This window comes from Pseudoclavibacter sp. Marseille-Q434, assembly GCF_050315415.1.
Taxonomy (GTDB): Bacteria; Actinomycetota; Actinomycetes; order Actinomycetales; family Microbacteriaceae; genus Pseudoclavibacter.
Window position 1 is genome coordinate 326,611 of the sequence record NZ_JBNPQH010000004.1, and the last position, 20,632, is coordinate 347,242.

Sequence of the window (20,632 nt, forward strand, 5' to 3'; positions counted from 1 at the left end):
GTCCGGGTCCTCCAGGTTTCGGTGCGACACTTGTTGATCAACTGATCAACAAGTGCTCGAAGAGTACGTAGACTCGAGACATCGTGTCAAGAGCCACCAGGAAGCCAGCCGCCGAGCGCCGCGCCGACATCACCGCCGCCGCGACCGCCCTCGCGCTCGAAGAGGGGCTCGCCGGGGTCACCATGCGGGCTGTCGCCAGCCGCATCGGCGTCGCGCCTGCGCTCGTGGCGCACTACGAGCCCAACATGGACGAGCTCGTCACCTCGACGTTCCGGGCCATCGTCGGCGGGGAGCTCGACGAGCTCGAGGTCGAGCTCGCGCCCGTGGGCTCCGCCTCCGCCAGGCTCGACCTGCTGGTCGCGACGCTCCTCGACGGCAGCCGCGACGCCGTTACCCACGTCTGGGTCGACGGATGGTCGATCGGGCGCCGCAACGAGACGCTCGCCGAGGGCGTGCGTGCCGAGATGGACAGGTGGCACGACGCCATCACTCGCATCCTCGTCGCTGGCAGCGCGACAGGGGAGTTCCGCGTCCGCGAGCCTGACGCAGTCGCGTGGCAGATCCTGGGCATGATCGACGGCCTCAACGCCCACGCGCTCGTCCGCTGGGGGCGGGACGCAGATCGCCCCGACCTGCTTCGTTCAGTGCTTGATGCGATACTCAGAGTTGAAACCGCCCAAAACCCTACAGAAACGACTAGTCTAAAGCGTGACTTCTAGCAATTCTTCCGTTCAGACCGAGGCCGAGGCTCCCTCCGAAGAGGCCCAGGCCGCGCCTACATTCGCCGATCTCGGTCTTGACGGGCCCGTCCTCAAGGTCCTCAGCGACGTCGGTTACGAGACCCCGTCCGCCATCCAGGCCGCGACGATCCCCACCCTCCTCGAAGGCCGCGACGTCGTCGGCCTCGCCCAGACAGGAACCGGCAAGACCGCCGCGTTCGCCCTTCCCATCCTCGCCCAGCTCGATGTCGACCAGAAGACGCCGCAGGCGCTTGTGCTCGCCCCGACCCGCGAGCTCGCCCTCCAGGTGTGCGAGGCGTTCGAGAAGTACGCGGCGCGCATGCGCGGCGTGCACGTTCTCCCCATCTACGGCGGCCAGGGCTACGGCGTCCAGCTCTCCGCGCTCCGACGCGGCGTGCACATCGTCGTCGGAACACCCGGCCGCATCATGGACCACCTCTCGAAGGGCACGCTCGACCTGAGCGAACTCAAGTTCCTCGTGCTCGACGAGGCTGACGAGATGCTCAAGATGGGCTTCGCTGAGGATGTCGAGACGATCCTCGCCGACACCCCGGACACCAAGCAGGTCGCGCTCTTCTCCGCGACCATGCCGTCGCAGATCCGTCGCATCTCGAAGAAGTACCTCAACGAGCCCGCCGAGATCACGGTCAAGACGAAGACCACGACCTCGTCGACGATCACGCAGCGCTACCTCATCGTGTCGTATGCGCAGAAGGTCGACGCGCTCACGCGCATCCTCGAGGTCGAGAACTTCGAGGGCATGATCATCTTCGTCCGCACGAAGAACGAGACCGAGGGCCTTGCCGAGAAGCTCCGCGCACGCGGATACTCGGCGGCCGCCATCAACGGCGACGTCGCCCAGGTGCAGCGCGAGCGCACCGTCAACCAGCTGAAGTCGGGCAAGCTCGACATCCTCGTCGCCACCGACGTCGCGGCCCGTGGCCTCGACGTCGAGCGCATCAGCCACGTCGTGAACTTCGACATCCCGACCGACACCGAGTCGTACGTGCACCGCATCGGCCGCACAGGCCGCGCGGGGCGCACCGGTGACGCGATCAGCTTCATCACGCCTCGCGAGCGCTACCTGCTCGGCCAGATCGAGAAGGCCACCAAGCAGGAGCTCACGCAGATGCAGCTCCCCAGCGTCGACGACGTCAACACGACGCGCCTCACGCGCTTCGACGACGCCATCAGCGAGGCGCTCACGCAGAGCGACCGTGTCGAGAAGTTCCGCGACATCATCGACCACTACGTGCGCAACCACAACGTGCCGGAATCCGACGTCGCAGCAGCGCTCGCGATCGTCGCCCAGGGCGAGACGCCGCTGCTGCTCGACGCAGAGGCTGAGCGCAAGGAGCGCTTCGAGCGCAACCAGCGCGAGCAGGCTGAGCGCAAGGAGCGTCGCGAGCGCGAAGGCGGCGGCGACAGCCGTGGCGGTTCGCGCGGCGACAGCCGTGGTGGCGGAGAGCGCGCACCGCGTCGCTCGCGCTCGAGCGGCAAGCCCATGGCCATGTACCGCCTCGCGGTCGGGAAGCGCCACAAGGTGGAGCCCCGCCAGATCGTCGGCGCGCTCGCCAACGAGGGTGGACTGAGCCGCGACGACTTCGGCGCGATCGACATCCGCCCGGGCTTCTCGCTCGTCGAGCTGCCAGCCGACCTGTCGAACGACGTGCTCGACAAGCTCACCGGCACGCGCATCTCGGGCAAGCTCATCGAGCTGACGCCAGACCGCGGCCCGTCGCGCGACTCGGGTGACCGCCCGTACAAGAAGCGCTACGACAGCTAGCTCACCGTCGCAGGCACACGGGAAATGCACCCTCGTCTTCGGACGAGGGTGCATTTTTCGTGTGCCTGTGGATGCGCGGGGGCCCGCTGGCGAGGCTCGTTAGAGTGGGGGTGCGCGACGACGCGCCATCCACTCAGCCAAGGAGCATCGTGCCAGAACCAACCACGGCCTCTTCCCCTCGAACCTTCTCTGACGACTTCGTCTGGGGGTCTGCCACAGCCTCCTACCAGATCGAGGGCGGCGCGGCGGAGGGCGGGAGGACCCCGTCCATCTGGGACACGTTCTCGCACACGCCGGGCAAGGTGGAGGGCGGCGACACGGGCGACGTCGCCATCGACCACTTCCACCGGTGGCGCGACGACGTCGAGATCATCAGGGAGATGGGTCTGGATGCGTACCGCTTCTCGATCTCCTGGTCGCGGGTGCAGCCGGGCGGCTCCGGAGGGTTCAACGAGGAGGGCATCCGCTTCTACTCGGACCTTCTCGACGCACTCGTGGCGGCCGGTGTGAAGCCCGTCGCCACGCTCTACCACTGGGACCTGCCGCAGGAGCTCGAGGACGAGGGCGGCTGGGCGAACCGGAACACGTCGTACGCGTTCGCGGAGTACGCGGCGCGCATGGCCGCCGAGTTCGGCGACCGCGTGCACACGTGGTCGACCCTCAACGAGCCGTTCTGCACGGCCTACCTCGGGTACGCGTCCGGCGTCCACGCCCCGGGCCGCACCGAGCCAGCAGCGGCACTCGCAGCCTGCCACCACCTGAATCTCGCGCACGGCCTCGCGACCCGCGCCATCCGTCAGACCGTCGGCGAGGACGCAGTCGTCTCCGTGACGCTCAACTTCCATGTCATCCGCCCGGACGACCCCGAATCGGCGGACGACCTCGACGCGGTCCGGCAGATCGACGCCCTCGCCAACCGGGTCTTCCTCGGCCCCATGCTCTCCGGCCACTACGACGACGACCTCATCCACGACACACGCCACGTCACCGACTGGTCGTTTGTGCTCCCCGGTGACACGCAGCTCATCCACCAGCGCATCGACGTGCTGGGCGTCAACTACTACACGACGTTCCGCGTCAAGAAGTACCTGGGCGTGGGGGAGCGCTCGCGCAACGACGGCCACGGCGAGTCCGCGGCGAGCCCTTGGGTCGGAGTGACCGACATCGACTTCGTCGACCAGGGCGCGCCCTACACGTCCATGGGGTGGAGCATCTTCCCGGATGGGCTCACCGAGCTGCTCGTCTCGCTCACCGAGCGGTACCCCGGCCAGGCGCTCATGGTCACCGAGAACGGCGCAGCGTTCCCCGACGTCGTCGGCGAGGACGGCCTCGTGCACGACCCGGAGCGCGTCGCCTACTACCGCGACCACATCGCGGCGATCGGGGACGCCATCGACGCCGGCGCTGACGTGCGCGGCTACTTCGCCTGGTCGCTCTTCGACAACTTCGAGTGGGCCTTCGGCTACAACATGCGCTTCGGCATCCTGCGCGTCGACTACGACACGCTCGAGCGCACCTGGAAGGACTCGGGTCGCTGGTACCAGCAGCTCATCGCGACGCGCACCCTGCCAGCGGTCGGTGCATGAGCGCGGTCGAACTCGTCATCTTCGACTGCGACGGCGTGCTCGTCGACAGTGAGGTGCTCGCTGTCCGTATCGAGCGGGAGATGCTCGCGGAACTCGGCTGGGAGCTCACGCAGGACGAGCACGTCTCCAGGTTCCTCGGCACCTCGCAGGCGACCTTCGAGAGGAAGCTGCAGGAGGGCCTTGGCCGGCCCGTGCCGGAGGGATGGTTCGAGCTGCAGCGGGAGACGCTCTTCCGGGCATTCGACACCGAGCTGACGGCGGTGAGCGGCCTGCCGGACGCACTCGGCGTCATCCAGGACGAGCTCGGGCTCACGACCTGCGTCGCCTCCAGCGGCGACCACGCGAAGCTCAGCAAGACGCTCGGGCACACGGGCCTCCACCCGCGCTTCGAGGGGCGCATCTTCAGCGCGACCGAGGTCCAGCACGGCAAACCGGCGCCCGACCTGTTCCTGCATGCCGCCGAGCGCATGGGCGTCGACCCGGCGAAGTGCGTCGTCGTCGAGGACAGCAGGTACGGCGTGCAGGCGGCGGTGGCCGCCGGTATGCACGTCTACGGCTTCGCCGGCGGGCTCACGCCGCGCGCCTGGCTCGAGGATGCCGGCGCCGAGACCTTCGAGCGCATGGTCGAGCTGCCTGAGCGCATCCGGAGCCGCCAGGGGCAGCGCGTGACCGCTGACACCATCTGAACGAACGCAGGAAGCGGGCTGCTCGATGAGCAGCCCGCTTCCCGTGTGCAGCGTGGAACCTACGCGGTGAGCGAGTCCACGTACTCCTGGTTCTCGGAGATCCACTGCTCGACGATCGGCGCGTAGTCGTCCGTGTCGTTCTCGTTGAACATCAGGTTCTCGAGCGAGTACAGCTGCTCGGAGTCCATCTTGAAGTTCTGCAGCCAGCCGGCGACCGTCGGGTGCGTCTCCTGGAAGTCGGCCTTGCTGTACGAGTGGATGCCCTCGGAGTCGCCCAGGAGGCCCTGCGGGTCCTCGAGGTCGCGCACGGGGAACGCGTCGTAGGCCCAGTGCGGACGCCACAGCGTGACGACGATGTTCTCGCCGTTGTTCGTCGCCGTCTGGAGCTCGGTGAGCATGGCAGCGGTGGACGAGGTCTGGTAGTTCATTCCCTCGAGGCCGTAGCCGGGGATGACGTCGTCCTGCGTGACGCGCGTGAGGCCTGCGCCCGGCTCGATGCCGATGATGGTGTTGCCGAACTGGTCGGCTGCCCCGGCGAGCTCGTCGAGCGAGGTGATGGGGGAGTCCTCGTTGACCGCGATGGTCAGCGACGCCTCGTCGTTCCATGCGCCGAGGTCGACGATGTCGTCGCCGTACTCCTCGACGTAGTCGGAGTGCGTGATGGGGAGCCACGTGTCGAGCGTCACGTCGTAGTCGCCCGTGGAGAGGCCGGAGAACACGGGCGCTGGGTCCGCGTACTCGAGCTCCACGTCGTAGCCCTTCTCCGTGAGGATCGCCTTCCACAGCTCGGAAGCGGCGATGCCCTCGTCCCAGCCGTTGAACACGGCGATCGTGACGTCTGCCTGGTCGCCGTTCTCGAGCGTCTCGGCGGCAGTGTCGCCTGCGCATCCGGTGAGGGCGAGTGCCGCAGCGGATGCCGCTGCGATCCCGGTGATGATTCGTTTCTTGGTACGCATGTGCGTCCTTTCGTTTCTGGTTTGGGGAATGGAAGTCGTGGGGCGGGTCAGGCGGAGGTGGTGATCGGGGCCCTGGTCGGCATGGAGTGCGTCGCAACGGCTTCGCCGTCGCCCGCGGCCTCATGCTGCTGGGTGCGCTTCGAGCGGAGGAACGACGGCACGCGCCGCTTCTGCCCGGCGAAGGCGGCCGTCACTCGGTCGAGGAACATGGCGAGGATCACGACCGCGATGCCTGCCTCGAATCCGAGCGCGACGTCGATGCGGTTGAGGCTTTGCACGACCTGCGCACCGAGTCCGCCCGCGCCGACCATGCCGGCGATGACGACCATCGAAAGCGCCAGCATGATGATCTGGTTGACGCCGGCCATGATGGAGGGCATCGCGAGGGGCAGCTGGATCTGACGCAGGATGCGGCCGGGGGTCGCGCCGAACGCGCGCCCTGCCTCGACCACTTCCTTGTCGACCCCGCGGATGCCCAGCTCCGTCATGCGCACGCCGGGAGCCATGGCGAAGATGATGGTCGCCACGATGCCGGGCACGACGCCGACGCGGAACAGGATGAGGGCCGGGATCAGGTACACGAACGCCGGCATGGTCTGCATGAAGTCGAGGACCGGCTTGATGGCGTTCGATGCTGCGTCGGACTTCGCGGCCCAGATGCCGAGCGGGATGCTGAAGAGGATCGCCAGGAGGCTCGCGACCAGCACGAGCGCGAGCGTCGTCATGGCGTTCTCCCACTGGTCGACGCCCACGATGATGAGGAAGCCGATGAGGCTCCCGACTGCGAGCTTCCAGCCCTTGGCGAAGAACGCGATCGCTGCGACGACGATGAGGATCGCCCAGAACGGCGGGGTCTCCAGCACCCAGTAGACGCCCTCGTACATGCCCTGGAAGATGGTGCGGATCACGGCGAAGAAGCCGTCGAGGGCAGTCGTCAGCCAGTCGACGACTGCCTCTGCGCCCTCACCGAGGGGCAGTCGGAACGTGGCGGGCAGGGTCGTGAGCGCGGTGGCGGCGATCATGCGTGGCTCCCTTCGAGCGTCTCTGCGATATCCGCCGGGCTGACGCTCGAGACGGGGTCGATGATCGGGAGCAGGCCCGTCGTGCTTGGAACGTTCGCGAGCGAGGCGAGGATCGTGACGCGGGGCACGACGCCCAGGAGTCGCTGGTTCTCGTCGACGACCGCGATCGGCAGCGTCGAGTCGACCGACAGCTCGAACAGGTCCGAGAGCGGCGTCTCGGGGGAGACCATGGCGATGTCGCGCTTGATGGCGCTCACGAGGTCGGGCTGGCCGTCCTTCACGAGGCGCATGACGTGGCGGTCGATGACGGCGCCCTCGAGCTTGCGGCCGGTGGACGTGATGAACGCCCCGCCGGTCTGCGTGTCGCGCATGACGCGGAGCGCACCACGGGGGCCGGCGCTCTGCGGGACGACGGCGCGGGCGGGCTCCATGACGCTGCCAGCGGTGAGCACACGCGCCCGGTCCACATCCTGCACGAACTGCGCGACGTAGTCGTTTGCCGGGTCCGTGAGGATGTCTTCCGGCGTCCCGATCTGCACGATCGCGCCGTCGCGCATCACGGCGATCCGGTCGCCGAGGAACATCGCCTCGTTGAGGTCGTGCGTGATGAAGATGATGGTCTTGCCGAGCTCTGCCTGCAGCTCGACGAGCTCTTCCTGCATCTCGCGACGGATGAGCGGGTCGAGTGCGCTGAACGCCTCGTCCATGAGCAGGATGTCGGTCTCGGCCGTGAGCGCGCGGGCGATGCCGACGCGCTGCTGCATGCCTCCGGACAGCTCGGATGGCAGCGAGTCGGCCCACTGGCCGAGGCTCACGCGGTCGAGGACCTTGCGGGCGCGTTCGAGGCGCTCTGCGCGGGGCACGCCCTGCACCTCGAGACCGAAGGCGGCGTTCTCGAGCACGGTGCGGTGCGGGAAGAGCGCGAAGTGCTGGAACACCATGGAGACGTGGTTCTGGCGCACGCTGCGCACCTCGGCGGCGTCGGCCGTCGCGAGGTCGGTGCCGTGGATGACGATGCTGCCGGCGGTCGGCTCGAGCAGGCCGTTGAGCGTGCGGATGAGGGTGGACTTGCCCGAGCCGGAGAGGCCCATGACGACGAAGATCTCGCCCTGCTTGACGTCGAAGGTGGCGTCGATGACTGCCGCGGTGACCCCTGGGCCGAGTTCTGATCTCGGCGTTCCGGAGCTCAGTCGCTTCGCGGCTTCCTTGGGCTTGCGCCCGAAGACCTTCGTGAGGCCCTTCACAGACACAGCTGTGTCGTTCACGCGTTCTCCCTGCGGTAGATGAATCGGACGCGAAAGATCGCAGCGGTTCGCGACGCTGCCTCGCATGACGAGGCGGTCGCTGAGGCGGCGGGTACCGGGCACGGACTGCGCCAGAATGTCGATTGGGCGCGGTCATCGCCCCGGGCGCGCGCTGCCGATCGAGATTGCCTCACAGAGGCAGCGGATAAAGCGCACCGGGTTGGTCTTTCGCGGGGAATCGCGGCGCCGAACCGGTGTGGCGGCGATTACTCCGAGAGTCAACGCTAGCAAGGTGCCTTCCCCGGGTAACGCCTGAGAGGGTTGATTTTCCGCCAAACTCGGCCCGTTTGCCAGGTCTCGACCCAGCGTCTCGCCCATGCCTGCGCGGATCGGAGCACCAGGCGTGATAGTTACCGGAGCGTTACATCAGGGGCGGCGAAAGCACTAAACATCCGCCCAACTCGGCCTGACAAGATGAGCGGATGAGCGAACGAGCGCAGAACCCGCCCGTCACCGGCACCCCGAAACGTGCATCCGAGGGGCTCAAGCTCCTGCACCTGTTCGCCGCACTTCTGGTCGTGTGCAGCGCGACCGTCCTCTTCGCGTTCGAGAACAACCTCGGCTACCTGCCGCTCGCCACCGGAATCGCCCTCGGGTTCGTCGCAGATCGTGGCCTCGGCCGCGACCTGCTGCTCATCGGAATCGGCATGGGCATCATCAGCCTCCACTCGATGAAAGCCGACATCTCGTGGGGCAACATCTTCGTGATGGGCACAGTGCTTTCGCTCGCCGTGGCCGTGCCGTACGCCATCTCGAGGTGGATCTACAGGGATCACGCCGTCCGGTTCCCGCTGCGCCGCGGCACCCCCTGGTCAAGGCTCGAGAAGCTCTGGCTCGGCCTCGTCCTGGTCCTCGGCTGGCTCATCCTGCCGTTCTACTTCATCACCTCAGGCGTCTACCAGAACTGGCCGGCCGTCACGACCGCGTCCGAGATCGGGCGCCTCTTCGTCGGCGTCGGCTTCGTCGGCATCTGGGACGAGCTGTTCTTCATCTGCACGGTCTTCACGCTGCTCCTTCGCCACTTCCCGTTCTGGGTCGCCAACGTGCTGCAGTCGATCGTCTTCGTGTCCTTCCTCTGGGAGCTCGGCTACCAGTCATGGGGGCCGCTGCTCACCCTGCCGTTCGCGCTCATCCAGGGCTGGATCTTCACGAAGACCAAGTCGCTCACGTACGTCATCTGCGTGCACCTGCTCTTCGATCTCGTCGTGTTCCTCGTCATCGTCCACGCCCACCACCCCGCCTGGCTGCCGATCTTCCTGTACTAGCGCGCCCCCGCATTCCCGCCTTCGTCGCTGCCACCCCGCCGCCCGCGCCACCTCCACCCCCACCTCCACCCCCGCCTCCGCCTCCACCCCCACCTCCATCGCTGCCAGTCAAGTGGCCCTTATCGGGGTGGCAGAAGGGCCACTTGACTGGCAGCGCTTGGGGAGCGGAGGCGCGAAAGGGCACTTTGACTGGCAGCGATCGGTCGGCCCAGGGGCTGCAGGACGAGGGCTCAACGCCACTCGGTGATCAGGAACCCTGTGGATACGCTCGTCTCCACAGGTGATGATCGCATTCCGAGATGCAGGCAGCGGCGAACTTAGCGTCGCTGCATGCGCACACCTCGACCCCTGCCGGAGAACCTCACGACGAGCGAGGGCTTCTCGACCGCACAAGCCGTCGACAACGGAGTCTCCCGGAAGCGGATGAGGGCGAGCGATCTCGTCGCATCACATCACGGCATCCGAGTATCCGCTCGGGATCTCAGCCCGTATGACCTCGACGAGAGCTTTGCACGGGCGGGGCTTGGGGAAGGGCAGGCGCTCGCAGACGTGTCGGGAGCGCGCTGGTGGGGCCTCCCGCTGCCAAGAGCCCTGGAGGATGAGATGGTGACACACGTCGCAGTCGCACAGCCGGCGCATCCGCCAACTGGCAAGCGGATACGCGGGTATCGACTCGACGCGAGGCGCTTCGAGACGTCCGAGCACAGAGGAGTGCTGACGCTGTCTCCGGCCACGCTGCTCGCGCAGCTCGCGGGGCGGCTCGATCTGACGCGGACGGTGGAGTTCGCGGATGCGCTGCGCACGTCGTTCGAGTGCTATCCGGGCCGAAGCCCCCTCGCGCCGATGCACTCACTCGGGGAGCTCCGTGAGGTGGCGAAACGCTGGAAGGGACGCCCAGGGGCCGCGAACCTCCGAGCAGCGCTCGAGCTTTCGCGGGAGGGATCGGAGTCCCCGAAGGAGACAGAGCTCCGGCTGCTGATCATGGGTGCGGGGTTCCCCGAACCGGTCATCCAGTTCAAGCTGTCTGTGCCCGGATACGGCAACGCGCGTATCGACCTCGCCTACGTCCGACACAAGATCGCCATCGAATACGAGGGTGAGGGGCACTTCCTCGATGCCGCCGCCGCGCGCCGAGACCTGGAGAGAACCGAGGCGCTGCAGCGGGCCGGCTGGCGAGTGATTCGAGTGACAGACACGGATCTGCGGTGGCCCCGAAACCTCTTCGAGAGCATCCGCCGTGCCCTCGCGGAGCGCGGGGCCGTGCAGTGAACGCTGCCAGTCAGATGGCCCTTGAGGAGGGGTGAGAAGGGCCACTTGACTGGCAGCCCTTCGGCGACGCAGGCGCTGAAGGACCATTTGGCTGGCAGCGATCGCGGGGTGAACGTCTCGAGCTCGCGCGGAACTGGCGATGCAGCGAGCCTGCACGGAAACGGCGACGCCGCCTGCGGATGCAGACGGCGTCGCCGGGCTTGGAGGTGAGGATCCGCTAGTCGAGGCCGGGATCGAGGACCGCGTGGTCGACCGAGATCGTCGGGATGGACGCCGTGATGACGGAGCCGTCTTCCCGGATCGAGCCCTCGATGTCGCTCAGCGTCGGGTACCCCTCGAGCTCCTGCACGGCGCAGAGCTTGACGGTGGTCGGCTCACCCGGGGCGATCGCGACCCGGCGGCCGCGCACGAACACCTCAGCGCCCGAACCCGTCTCAGCGGTGAACGTCATCGAGTCCTGCTCCAGGGCGACACGGATGCGCGACCCGCGCAACGTGAGGCGGAACTCGAGGCGCGGCCAGTCCGCGGGGAGTCGGGGGTCGAAGGTGATCTTCCCACCGTGGTCGCGCATCCCGCCGAAGCCGTAGACGAGCGCGCTCCAGATGCCGCCCGTCGAGGCGATGTGGATGCCGTCGCTCGTGTTGTGGTGCAGGTTCGCGATGTCGACGAACAGGGCCGTGGAGAAGTAGTGCTCCGCGAGATCCGCGTAGCCCACCTCCGCCGCGATGATCGACTGCACGACCGCGGAGAGCGACGAGTCGCCCGTGGTGAGCGCGTCGTAGTACTCGAAGTCCTTGCGCTTCTGCTCCGGCGTGAACTCGTTGCCCTGCAGGAGCAGCGCGAGCACGACGTCGGCCTGCTTGAGCACCTGGAACCGGTAGATGACGAGCGGGTGGAAGTGCAGCAGCAGCGGGCGCTGCGACGGCGGCGTGTTCTCGAGGTCCCACAGCTCCTTCTCGAGGAACTGGGCGTCCTGCGGGTGGATGCCGAGCTTCTCGTCGAACGGCAGGTACATGGCCTCGGCGGCGGCTGCCCACTCGACGAGCTCCTCCTCGGCGAGGTGGAGGCGCATGGTGAGGCGTTCGAATGAGGCCGGGTCGGTCTCGCGGAGCCGCTCGCAGGCGGTGTAGGCCGCGCGCAGGTTCGCCTTGGCCATGACGTTCGTGTACAGGTTGTCGTTGACGACGGTCGTGTACTCGTCGGGGCCGGTGACGCCGTGGATGTGGAAGTGGTCGTCTCCGCCGGTGCGCCAGAAGCCCAGGTCAGCCCAGAGGCGGGCGGTCTCGACGAGGATGTCGATGGCGCCCTGCGCGAGGAGCTCATCGTCGCCCGTGGCTGAGACGTACTGCATGAGGGCATGCGAGATGTCGGCGTCGATGTGGTACTGGGCGGTGCCGGCTGCGTAGTAGGCGGACGACTCGAGGCCGTTGATGGTGCGCCACGGGAAGAGGGCGCCCTTCTGGTTCATCTCATGCGCGCGCTGGCGTGCCGCGTCGAGCATCTGGTGGCGGAAGCGGAGCGCGTTGCGGGCCACATTCGGGGCCGTGTAGCTGAGGAACGGGAGGACGTACACCTCGGTGTCCCAGAAGTAGTGGCCGCCGTATCCGGAGCCGGAGACGCCCTTGGCCGCGATGCCGCCGCCGTCGGTGCGGGCCGTGGCCTGGGCGAGCTGGAAGAGGTTCCAACGGGTCGCCTGCTGGTACACGGGGTGGCCGTGGATGATGATGTCGCTGCGGTCCCAGAAGTCGTCGAGCCACTCGCGCTGCCACGTGTAGACATCCTCGACCGGGATCTCACGCATGCGGTCGAGGGTGCGGTCGGCACGGTCGGCGAGCTCGCGCGTGGGCACGCTCTTCGACGTGTGGTACGCGACGTGCTTGATGATGCGCACTGGCATGCCCGGTTCCGCGCGAACGCGGAAGGCGGTCTCGGCGAAGTCCGCGTCGACGCGGGTCGTCGCATCCCACTCGTTGTCGGTGACGATGTCGTGGTCTGCCGCGACCGCGATGGTCATGCCGGAGTGCGTGGTGCGGTAGGCGAGCATCGAGCGGAGGCCCTCCTCGCGTGCGATGCGGGACTGGAGGACCCGGTCGGTGAACGATTCCGCCTTGCGCGGGTCGAACGCGACCTCGGTCTCCTTCTTGCCGCGCTGGAACTCGTCGCCGCCGTCCTGGCGGTTGATGATCTGGCTCGAGAGCAGGATGGACGCGCCGCGGTCGACCATCTCGACCTCGTAGTCGAGGAGCATGTAGTGGCGGTCGGTGAACGACACGAGTCGGTGCGAGCGGATGCGCACGTGCTTGCCCGACGGCGTGCGCCAGTCGAGCTCGCGGGTCAGGACGCCGTCCTTGAATGACAGCACGCGTGAGTAGGAGAGCAGGTCGGCTTCGCTGATGACAAGCGGCTCGTCGTCGACGAAGAGGCGGATGATCTTCGCGTCTGGCACGTTGACGATCGTCTGCCCGACCTGGGCGAAGCCGAACGCGTCCTCTGCGTGACGGATGGGCCACGTCTCGTGGAACCCGTTGATGAAGGTCCCGTACATGTAGCCGTCGCGGCTCTCTTCGAGGTTGCCGCGGAGGCCGAGGTAGCCGTTGCCGGTGGCGAAGAGCGTCTCGACGAGACCCTGCGAGTTGGCGTCGAATTCGTGCTCGACGAGTGCCCACTCGTCGAGCGGGAAGCGGTGCCGGTCCAGCGGGTCTTCCGTGGAGAGGTTCATGCGTTGCCTTCCTTGCTGTCTGAAACGACAGCCTTGCTGTCTGAGATGACAGCCTTGCTGTCTGAGTTCGTGAACACCGGCACGAGCTCTGCGAGGTCGTCGACCACGGTGTCGGCCCCTGAGGACATGAGCTCTTCGTGGCTCGCCTCGCGGGACACCCCGATGACCAGGCCGAAGTCGCCGTCGCGTCCTGCCTGCACGCCGGAGTGCGCGTCCTCGACGACGACGCATTGCGCCGCGGTGAGGCCGAGCAGCTGGGCCGCGTAGAGGTAGGTGTCTGGGGCCGGCTTGCCGGCGATGCCGTGCTGTGCGGCGACGAGGCCGTCGACGACGGTCTCGAAGCGGTCGAGGAGGCCGGCTGCTGTGAGCACGGGCACGGCGTTGCGGGAGCTGGAGACGACGGCGACGCGCAGGCCGTGGTCGACGGCGGCGTTCAGGAACTCGACGGACCCCGGGTACGCCTGGACGCCGGTCTCGGCGAGTTCCGAGTTGAAGGTGTCGTTCTTGCGGTTGCCGAGGCCGCACACGGTCTCGAGCTCGGGCGAGTCCTCTGGGGTCCCGTTTTCGAGCGTGATGCCGCGGGAGGCGAGGAACGACCGGACGCCGTCGTAGCGCGGTCTGCCGTCGATGTAGCGCAGGTAGTCGTCGTCGGTGTACGCGGGGCCGACGCCCTTGAGCGTGAGGTAGTCGGTGAAGAGCCTCGCCCATGCGCGCATGTGCACCTCGGCGGTCGGCGTGATGACGCCGTCGAGGTCGAAGAGTATGGCTTGTGAACTGGTGAGCTGTGTCACGTCTCGAAGACGAGGAGCGATCATTGCATCCAACCTTGCATCGTTGGGTGGCGCCGTGACGCCGTTCTATGGTGCACGACAGAATTCACCGGTGTGCTCCTCCCTCGATGCACACCGCAGATCCCCGGCGCGGTGATCAATATCGTAGGGCGTCCTGGGGGTGGGATGCGTCCATTTTCGGACGATCCGTTCAGCCTGTTTCGTGGATGTGGCTGCGCTCCGCCTGACGGCTGAAGAGGGAGAGGATCTCGAGGGTCGTCGCGCCGTCGTTGGTCATGGAGTGCGGCCGGGTCGTGTCGAATTCTGCGGCTTCCCCTGCTTCGAGGATCGTGACCTCGTCGTCGAGCTGCAGGCGGAGTCGGCCGGCCAGGACGTAGCACCATTCGGTGCCTTCGTGGACTCGCAGCTGGACGGGCTTGTCGCGGTCGGCGGGCTTCTGCGGGGCGACGAGCACTTTGAACGCCTGCATGCCGTCGGTCGCGCGCGAGAGCGCGAGGTAGACGCGGTCGCCGCGTTTGACGGGCTTCGGGTGGATGCGCGGGTCGCCGGTGGAGGGCGCGCCGACGAGGTCGTCGAGCGGCACTCGGTAGCAGCGCGCGAGGGGCAGCAGCGCGTCGAGGGATGGCCGACGTCCGCCGGATTCGAGGCGCGAGAGCGTGCTGACGCTGAGGCCGGTCTCGTGGGCGACCTCGCTGAGTGTCATACCCCGCGCTTGTCGGATCTCCCGGAGTCGCGGCGCGACGCGGCTGAGCGCTTCGGGGATGCTGGCCGTCTGCTCCGAGATCGTGTCTGGTCCGGTGTGGGAGGTGTGGGCTGAGCCCTGCTGCGCATCCATCATGTTGCGAAGTTAGCAAACGATGTTGCGAAACGCGAGACCCGGCGCGGAGACTCGACGCATGACACATCAGGATGCGCCGCTGCGAGCGGCAGACACCGAGGCTCAGCTGTGGGACGCCGTCGTGATCGGCGCCGGCCCGGCCGGGCTGAGCACTGCGCTGACCCTCACGAGAGGGTGCCGACGCGTCCTCGTGATCGACCACGGGGTCCCGCGGAATCGCTTCACCGACCACATGCACGGGGTGCTCGGCCACGAGGGGCTCGAGCCCGGCGAGCTGCGCAGGGTCGGCAGGGCCGAGGTCGAGGCGCACGAGGGCAGCTTCGAGGATGCCCAGGCGGCGTCCGTGGACTCGGTCGCAGACGACGACGGCACCCGAGTGCGCATCGCGACGACCGATGGCCGGACCTTCCGGGCGCGTGCGGTGGTGGTGGCGACGGGGCTCCGCGACGAGCTCCCCAACGTGCCCGGATTGCGCGCGCTCTGGGGCCGTGGCGTGTACGCGTGCCCGTTCTGCGACGGCTACGAGCATCGCGACCGACCGATCGCCGTGCTCGCGAACGGCGACCACTCCGACATGAAGGCGCACCTCCTGCGCCAATGGAGCGCTGACATCGTGCTGCTCGTGAACGGCTCGTTTGCGCTCGGCGAGGTCGAGGCGAGGGCGCTCACCGCGCGGGGGATCCGCATCGAACGCTCCGGAGTCGACGAGGTGATCGCGGGCGACGACGATCGTGTGCGCGGCGTGCGCCTCGCGAACGGCACCGAGCTGGAACTCGAGGCGATCTTCACGAATCCCGCCTTCGTGCCGTTGACGGACTTCCTCGACGGGGTCGAGGTGCGCGGCCCCGAGCATCCGGACGCCCGCGTCTGGGTGGTCGGCAACGCGGGGGACCCGCGCGCCAACGTGCCCGTCTCGATCGGCCAGGGCGCGACGGCGGGAGGCGACGTCGCGTTCGCCCTGCTCATGGATGAGATCGCAGCGGCGACCGCGGGCGAGAAGCGGCCTTAGCCGCTGCTCGCCCGGCCGTTGACGGGAAGTCGCCTACTCCGACTCGCTGTCACCCTCGCCGGCCTGTGCGGGTCGTTCACCGCGCCGGCGGATGGCGGCCGCGGTGGCGAGTGCGCCGGCGGCCAGCACGGCGGCTCCGCCGATGGTCGGCGCGAGCAGCTCACCGCCGGTGGATGCGAGTCCGTCGGGCGTCGCGGTGGCGCTGGGGGATGCCGTGGCCCATCCGGGCGCCGAAGCGCTCGGCGTGGGAGTCCCGGTCGCGCCGGGTGTGCCCGTCGGGGAGGCGGTCGGCGTCAGCGGAGGGGTCGAGGTCGGGGCGGGAGTCGCCGTCGGGGACACCGTGGGCGTCGGCGTGACCGGCACCTCGATGAGCTGCTCCTTGGGAAGCACCTGCACGATGGTGGGCCGGGGGCCAGCGAACGAACCAGCCGGCGCGGGCGTTCCAACCGGGACGAAGTCGGGGAACAGCGAGTTCTGCACCTCGAAGGAGCCGTCCTCTCCGGGGTGCTGGACGGCGACGAACACGTGGCGCTCGCTGTCGTGGATGACCGGCCCGCATGTCTCGCTCTCGCGAGGCACGGCCAGGAACTGCTCGACGTTGCCGCGTTCCGGGCCCTCGAGCGTCACCCGGAACAGGCCGTCGTTGTAGCCGATCGTGCTCGGGGCGCCGTCGGTCGAGATCCAGAGGTTCCCGACGGAGTCGAACGCGAGGTTGTCCGGGCACGAGATGGGCGACACCTGCGCCGCGGGGAAGCCCGCGAAGTACGCCGACGAGTTCGTGGCAGGGTCGCCGCAGAGCAGCAGCAGGTTCCAGGTGAAGCTCGTCGCCGTCTGGTCGCCTCCGGCTTCGGTGATCTCGACGACGTGCCCGTCGCGGTTCTCGGCGCGCGGGTTGGCCTCGTCGACCCCCGCTCGGCCCGGCGTGCCACGGTTGGTGTTGTTGGTGCACGCGACGTAGACCTTCCCGGTGAAGGGGTTCGGCTCGACGTCCTCGCAGCGATCCATCTTGGTGGCGCCCGCGAGGTCTGCGGCGAGGCGGGTGTTGACGAGCACCTGGTCGACGGACATCCCGGCGATCTGCGACGCCCCGCCGACGACCAGCGGCAGCCAGGTGCCCGCGCCATCGAACGAGGCGTCGCTCGGGAGCGCGCCGGAGCCCGTGATCTCGGCGGCAGGGGAGTTGCCCGCGAACTGAGCGACGTAGAGGTCGCCGTTGGCGAGCAGCGTCATGTTGTGGGCGCGGTTGCCCTCGATGTAGGTGTCGCGGGAGACGAACTTGTACAGGTAGTCGAAGCGCTCGTCGTCACCCGTGTAGGCGACGACCCTGCCATTCGCGGCGATCGAGATGTTGGCGCCCTCGTGCTTGAGGCGACCGAGCATCGAGTGCTTCTTCGGCGTGCTCGTCGGGTCGAGCGGGTCGATCTCGATGATCCAGCCGAAGCGGTTGGCTTCGTTCTCGTACCCGGCGTTCCTCGTGTCGAAGCGGGGCGCATCCAGCTCCCAGCCGCGGGCGGTCTCGCTGTCGGAGAGGCCGTACCGCTTGTCTTCTGCTGAGACCCCGGGGGAACGGAAGTAGCCGTTGAAGTTCTCCTCGCCGGAGAGGATGGTGCCCCACGGGGTCGTGCCGCCCGCGCAGTTGCCCAGTGTCCCCTTGACCCAGCGGCCGGCTGGGTCCTCCACCGTCGTCAGGAGCGGCGACCCCGCGGCTGGCCCAGTGACCTCGTAGACGGTGTTGAGCAGGAAGCGGCGGTTGCGTTCGGCGCCGACCACGTAGCTCCAGGGGTGTTCGGCGGAGGTGCGCTCGAGCTCCACGACGGTGAGGCCGTGTGCGGCTCGGCTGACGGCCCGAACCCGCGCCTGCTCGTTCTCGAGCTGCGCCGCGGGGAACATGATGTTCTCGTTCGTGTACTCGTGGTTGACGAACAGCACCGCGCGCAGGCCGTCCGTGCCATCGAGCGGCAGGATGTCCGTGTAGTCGCAGTTGTAGCCGAACTGGCGGGCCTGCGCGGCCTCCGTCTGGTCCGCTGGGTCGAAGATCGGGCTGTCGGCGAAGAGCGGGTCTCCCCAGCGGATGAGGGCGCGCCAGTCGTAGCCGTCCGGCACCGTGAACGTATCGGACATGGCGTCGACGGGTGAGATCGGGGTGAACTCGAGTGGCGAGGCGGCGGGACCGAACGGCGACGCGCTCGGGGCGGCCTCGGCGCGAGGCGCGGCGCTGAAGGCGAGGGTGATGGCGCCTGCGAGTCCGGCGCTCGCGCCGAGCATCGCGCGACGCGAAAGCTGCGCGGACACGATGTCGCGGAAGTAGGCATTCGACGAGGTGTTGCAGACCTCACCCGTGCACGCGTTGGCGCATTTGAGGGCGCACGTCACGGGGCTGCGCTTGCCCTTCGTGTGCCCGAGCATCGGGAGGAACGTGCGGCGCGAGACATCGGTCATGGGAGAACTCCTTCGTCGGGGGACTCGACGAAGGCAAGCAGCGCGTGAGGAACGGAGAATGGTCGCGGGGTGAATGCCCGGTGAATCCGCGTGAGGGCTGCCTAACGCGGGCGCGCTGCCCGCAGCGTGGCGAGGTGGTGCTCGCGAATCGACGCCTCGATCTCGGCGCCCGGCGCCCCGGAGTCGACGAGATCGATCTGCTGCTCGTGCTCGGCGAGGGAGGCCCTGGCGTGCTCCGGCACGAACCCGAGCGTCGAGTGACGCACCTGCGTGAGCCTGAGACGGGTCCGTTCGACGAGCTCGAGAAGATGCGCGTTCGGGCACCGCCGGTAGAGCACGCGGTGGAAGCGCGCATTCAGGTCCATGAACGCAACCGCATCGAGGGCGTCGATCGCCTGCCGCATCGACTCGGTGATCTGGCGGGCCTCCGCGAGGTCGGCCGGCGTCATGTGCGGGGCCGCGCTCGCGGTTGCGTAGCCGCCGAGCACAGCAAGCGATTCAAGGGTCTGCGAGAAGAGCTCGGGGTTGAGGCCGGACACCTGCGCGCCGACGTTGCGCTCGAAGGTGACAGCGCCCTCGGCTTCGAGCATCCGGATCGCTTCCCGGACGGGTACGGTGCTCACGCCGATCTGATTCGCGATGGACCCCAGCACGAGGCGGTACCCAGGAGGGAACGTGCCATCGGAGATGCGCTCGTTGAGGTAGTCGTAAGCGAGGCGCGCCTTGCCGGGCGCGAGGGTCTCCAGGGTTCGTGCCACAGTCTTCACGTTCCACCTCTTGCTTCATTGCCGGGGGTAGGAGTGACCATATACGTCTCTGGCCCGGGGTGCGTCGTCCTGAGTCGGTGCCGAGGCGAGGCCCGCCTGAGTTGACGTGCCCGGGTATTTCTTGGCATCATCATCGAACTTCATTCGATTGCATAGATCGCCGCCTCGTCCAGACGGGCACGCAGCGCGGCAGTCGACCACAAGCCGCGCCGCCTCGGGGATGCCGTGTTCCCCCGGGGCGGCGCTTTTTTGTGCCCCGCAGAGCTTCGGGCCGTCGGCTTCCGGCAGTAGAGTTCATGCAATTGCATTGAAATGGATGGAGCTGCCATGACCGGCACGATCGAGTTCGGCCTCAACACCTTCGGCGACGCGACCAACGACCTCGAAGGGCATCCGCGCCCGCACGCCCAGGTCATTCGCGATGTCATCGAAGAAGGCGTCCTCGCCGAAGAGGTTGGCATCGACGCGTTCGCGGTCGGCGAGCACCACAGGGACGACTTCGCGATCTCGACCCCAGAGACCGTGCTCGCAGCCATCGCCGCACGCACCGAGCGCATTCGCCTCGGGAGTGCCGTGACCGTGCTCAGCTCCGACGATCCCGTCCGCGTCTTCCAGCGCTTCTCGACCGTGGACGCCATCTCCAACGGGCGCGCGGAGGTCATGCTCGGCCGCGGCTCCTTCACCGAGTCCTTCCCACTCTTCGGGCTCAACCTCCAGGACTACGAGGTGCTCTTCGAGGAGAAGCTCGACCTGTTCATGAAGATCGCGGCGGGCGGACCCGTCAGCTGGAGCGGCACCGTCCGCGGCGCGCTCAACGACGTGACCGTGCATCCGCAGCTCGAGGAGGGGCGCCTGCGCACGTGGGCCGCCGTCGGCGGAACACCGCAGTCCGTCGTTCGCGCCGCCCAGTACTCGATGCCGCTCATGCTTGCGATCATCGGCGGAGAATCGGCGCGCTTCGCGCCCTTCGCCAACCTCTACCGGAAAGCCAACGAGCAGTTCGGCCAGCCCAACGGGCCCATCGGTGCGCACTCGCCCGGCCACATCGCCGAGACCGACGAGCAGGCACGCGAGGAGCATTGGCTGAACTACCGGACCATGATGATGCGCATCGGCAAGGAGCGCGGCTGGTCGCCCATGCAATACGAGCAGTACGTGCAGGAGACGGGGGAGCGTGGCGCGCTCTATGTCGGCTCGCCCGAGACCGTCGCACGCAAGATCGCCGCGACCGTGCAGGTGCTCGGACTCCAGCGCTTCGACCTCAAGTACAGCGCGGGCACGCTCCCGCACGAGCACAGCATGAAGGCCATCGAGCTCTACGGAACGAAGGTCATCCCCATGGTGAGGGACCTCCTCGCCTGATTGTGCGGATGCACGGCCCAGGTGCTGCGGGCTGGGCGAAATGCCCGTGAAGCGCCCAGCCCGCACGAGTAGCGTTGGAGCCCGGAGAACGCT

At 67.9% G+C, this 20,632-nt stretch carries 16 protein-coding genes; 8 read left to right on the forward strand and 8 right to left on the reverse strand.

The window, feature by feature from the left end:
• The first annotated feature begins 83 nt into the window (after positions 1–83).
• The 4 genes from ACQFZP_RS16110 to ACQFZP_RS16125 all read left to right on the forward strand — a co-directional run bounded on the left by ACQFZP_RS16110 (position 84) and on the right by ACQFZP_RS16125 (position 4,798).
• Positions 84–719: a TetR/AcrR family transcriptional regulator gene (locus ACQFZP_RS16110; protein ID WP_104311050.1), complete on the forward strand. Its 636-nt coding sequence runs from the start codon at positions 84–86 to the stop codon at positions 717–719.
• Complete coding sequence (locus ACQFZP_RS16115; protein WP_104311051.1) at positions 709–2,526, forward strand: DEAD/DEAH box helicase; 1,818 nt, start codon at positions 709–711, stop codon at positions 2,524–2,526. The genes ACQFZP_RS16110 and ACQFZP_RS16115 overlap by 11 nt, the downstream gene beginning before the upstream one ends.
• Before the next feature lie 71 nt (positions 2,527–2,597).
• Positions 2,598–4,112, forward strand: a complete 1,515-nt coding sequence (locus ACQFZP_RS16120; protein WP_211892044.1) for a GH1 family beta-glucosidase — start codon at positions 2,598–2,600, stop codon at positions 4,110–4,112.
• A complete protein-coding gene (locus ACQFZP_RS16125; protein WP_211892045.1) occupies positions 4,109–4,798 on the forward strand; it encodes an HAD family hydrolase in 690 nt (229 codons plus the stop codon). Before ACQFZP_RS16120 ends, ACQFZP_RS16125 begins: the two co-directional genes overlap by 4 nt.
• A gap of 59 nt (positions 4,799–4,857) precedes the next feature.
• Here ACQFZP_RS16125 and ACQFZP_RS16130 read toward each other — a convergent pair whose 3' ends face one another.
• Genes ACQFZP_RS16130 through ACQFZP_RS16140 form a run of 3 tightly spaced genes read right to left on the reverse strand, consistent with a single transcriptional unit; the run spans position 4,858 to position 8,041 of the window.
• A complete protein-coding gene (locus tag ACQFZP_RS16130) occupies positions 4,858–5,754 on the reverse strand; it encodes a glycine betaine ABC transporter substrate-binding protein (RefSeq protein ID WP_179556195.1) in 897 nt (298 codons plus the stop codon).
• 47 nt (positions 5,755–5,801) lie between these two features.
• Positions 5,802–6,776, reverse strand: a complete 975-nt coding sequence (locus tag ACQFZP_RS16135) for an ABC transporter permease (RefSeq protein ID WP_211892046.1) — start codon at positions 6,774–6,776, stop codon at positions 5,802–5,804.
• Entirely contained in the window at positions 6,773–8,041 is a 1,269-nt protein-coding gene (locus tag ACQFZP_RS16140) for a quaternary amine ABC transporter ATP-binding protein (RefSeq protein ID WP_307852934.1), read from the reverse strand. Before ACQFZP_RS16140 ends, ACQFZP_RS16135 begins: the two co-directional genes overlap by 4 nt.
• Positions 8,042–8,502: 461 nt before the next feature.
• On the opposite strand from ACQFZP_RS16140, the gene ACQFZP_RS16145 reads away from it, so the two are divergent.
• Together ACQFZP_RS16145 and ACQFZP_RS16150 are read left to right on the forward strand one after the other, a co-directional pair.
• Entirely contained in the window at positions 8,503–9,345 is an 843-nt protein-coding gene (locus tag ACQFZP_RS16145) for a CPBP family intramembrane glutamic endopeptidase (RefSeq protein ID WP_211892047.1), read from the forward strand.
• Between the two features lie 330 nt (positions 9,346–9,675).
• Entirely contained in the window at positions 9,676–10,614 is a 939-nt protein-coding gene (locus ACQFZP_RS16150) for an endonuclease domain-containing protein (RefSeq protein WP_211892048.1), read from the forward strand.
• 217 nt (positions 10,615–10,831) lie between these two features.
• On the opposite strand, the gene ACQFZP_RS16155 is transcribed toward ACQFZP_RS16150, so the two are convergent.
• The 3 genes from ACQFZP_RS16155 to ACQFZP_RS16165 form a co-directional block, all read right to left on the reverse strand.
• Positions 10,832–13,333 (reverse strand): glycoside hydrolase family 65 protein, encoded by a 2,502-nt coding sequence (locus ACQFZP_RS16155; RefSeq protein WP_104312770.1) that lies wholly within the window; start codon positions 13,331–13,333, stop codon positions 10,832–10,834.
• Positions 13,330–14,124, reverse strand: a complete 795-nt coding sequence (locus tag ACQFZP_RS16160; protein WP_307852935.1) for an HAD family hydrolase — start codon at positions 14,122–14,124, stop codon at positions 13,330–13,332. The genes ACQFZP_RS16155 and ACQFZP_RS16160 overlap by 4 nt, the downstream gene beginning before the upstream one ends.
• A gap of 190 nt (positions 14,125–14,314) precedes the next feature.
• Positions 14,315–14,962: a helix-turn-helix domain-containing protein gene (locus ACQFZP_RS16165; protein WP_249312603.1), complete on the reverse strand. Its 648-nt coding sequence runs from the start codon at positions 14,960–14,962 to the stop codon at positions 14,315–14,317.
• 58 nt (positions 14,963–15,020) lie between these two features.
• On the opposite strand from ACQFZP_RS16165, the gene ACQFZP_RS16170 reads away from it, so the two are divergent.
• On the forward strand, positions 15,021–15,971 hold the full coding sequence (locus ACQFZP_RS16170) for an NAD(P)/FAD-dependent oxidoreductase (RefSeq protein ID WP_211892050.1): 951 nt from the start codon (positions 15,021–15,023) through the stop codon (positions 15,969–15,971).
• Positions 15,972–16,004: 33 nt separating this feature from the next.
• Here the strand turns inward: ACQFZP_RS16170 and ACQFZP_RS16175 are convergent, their stop codons facing one another.
• Entirely contained in the window at positions 16,005–18,410 is a 2,406-nt protein-coding gene (locus tag ACQFZP_RS16175) for a PhoX family protein (RefSeq protein WP_211892051.1), read from the reverse strand.
• Between the two features lie 101 nt (positions 18,411–18,511).
• Complete coding sequence (locus ACQFZP_RS16180; RefSeq protein WP_307852936.1) at positions 18,512–19,168, reverse strand: GntR family transcriptional regulator; 657 nt, start codon at positions 19,166–19,168, stop codon at positions 18,512–18,514.
• Between the two features lie 336 nt (positions 19,169–19,504).
• Here ACQFZP_RS16180 and ACQFZP_RS16185 point away from each other — a divergent pair, with 336 nt between their 5' ends.
• Positions 19,505–20,539: an LLM class flavin-dependent oxidoreductase gene (locus tag ACQFZP_RS16185; RefSeq protein ID WP_104312765.1), complete on the forward strand. Its 1,035-nt coding sequence runs from the start codon at positions 19,505–19,507 to the stop codon at positions 20,537–20,539.
• Positions 20,540–20,632 lie beyond the last annotated feature (93 nt).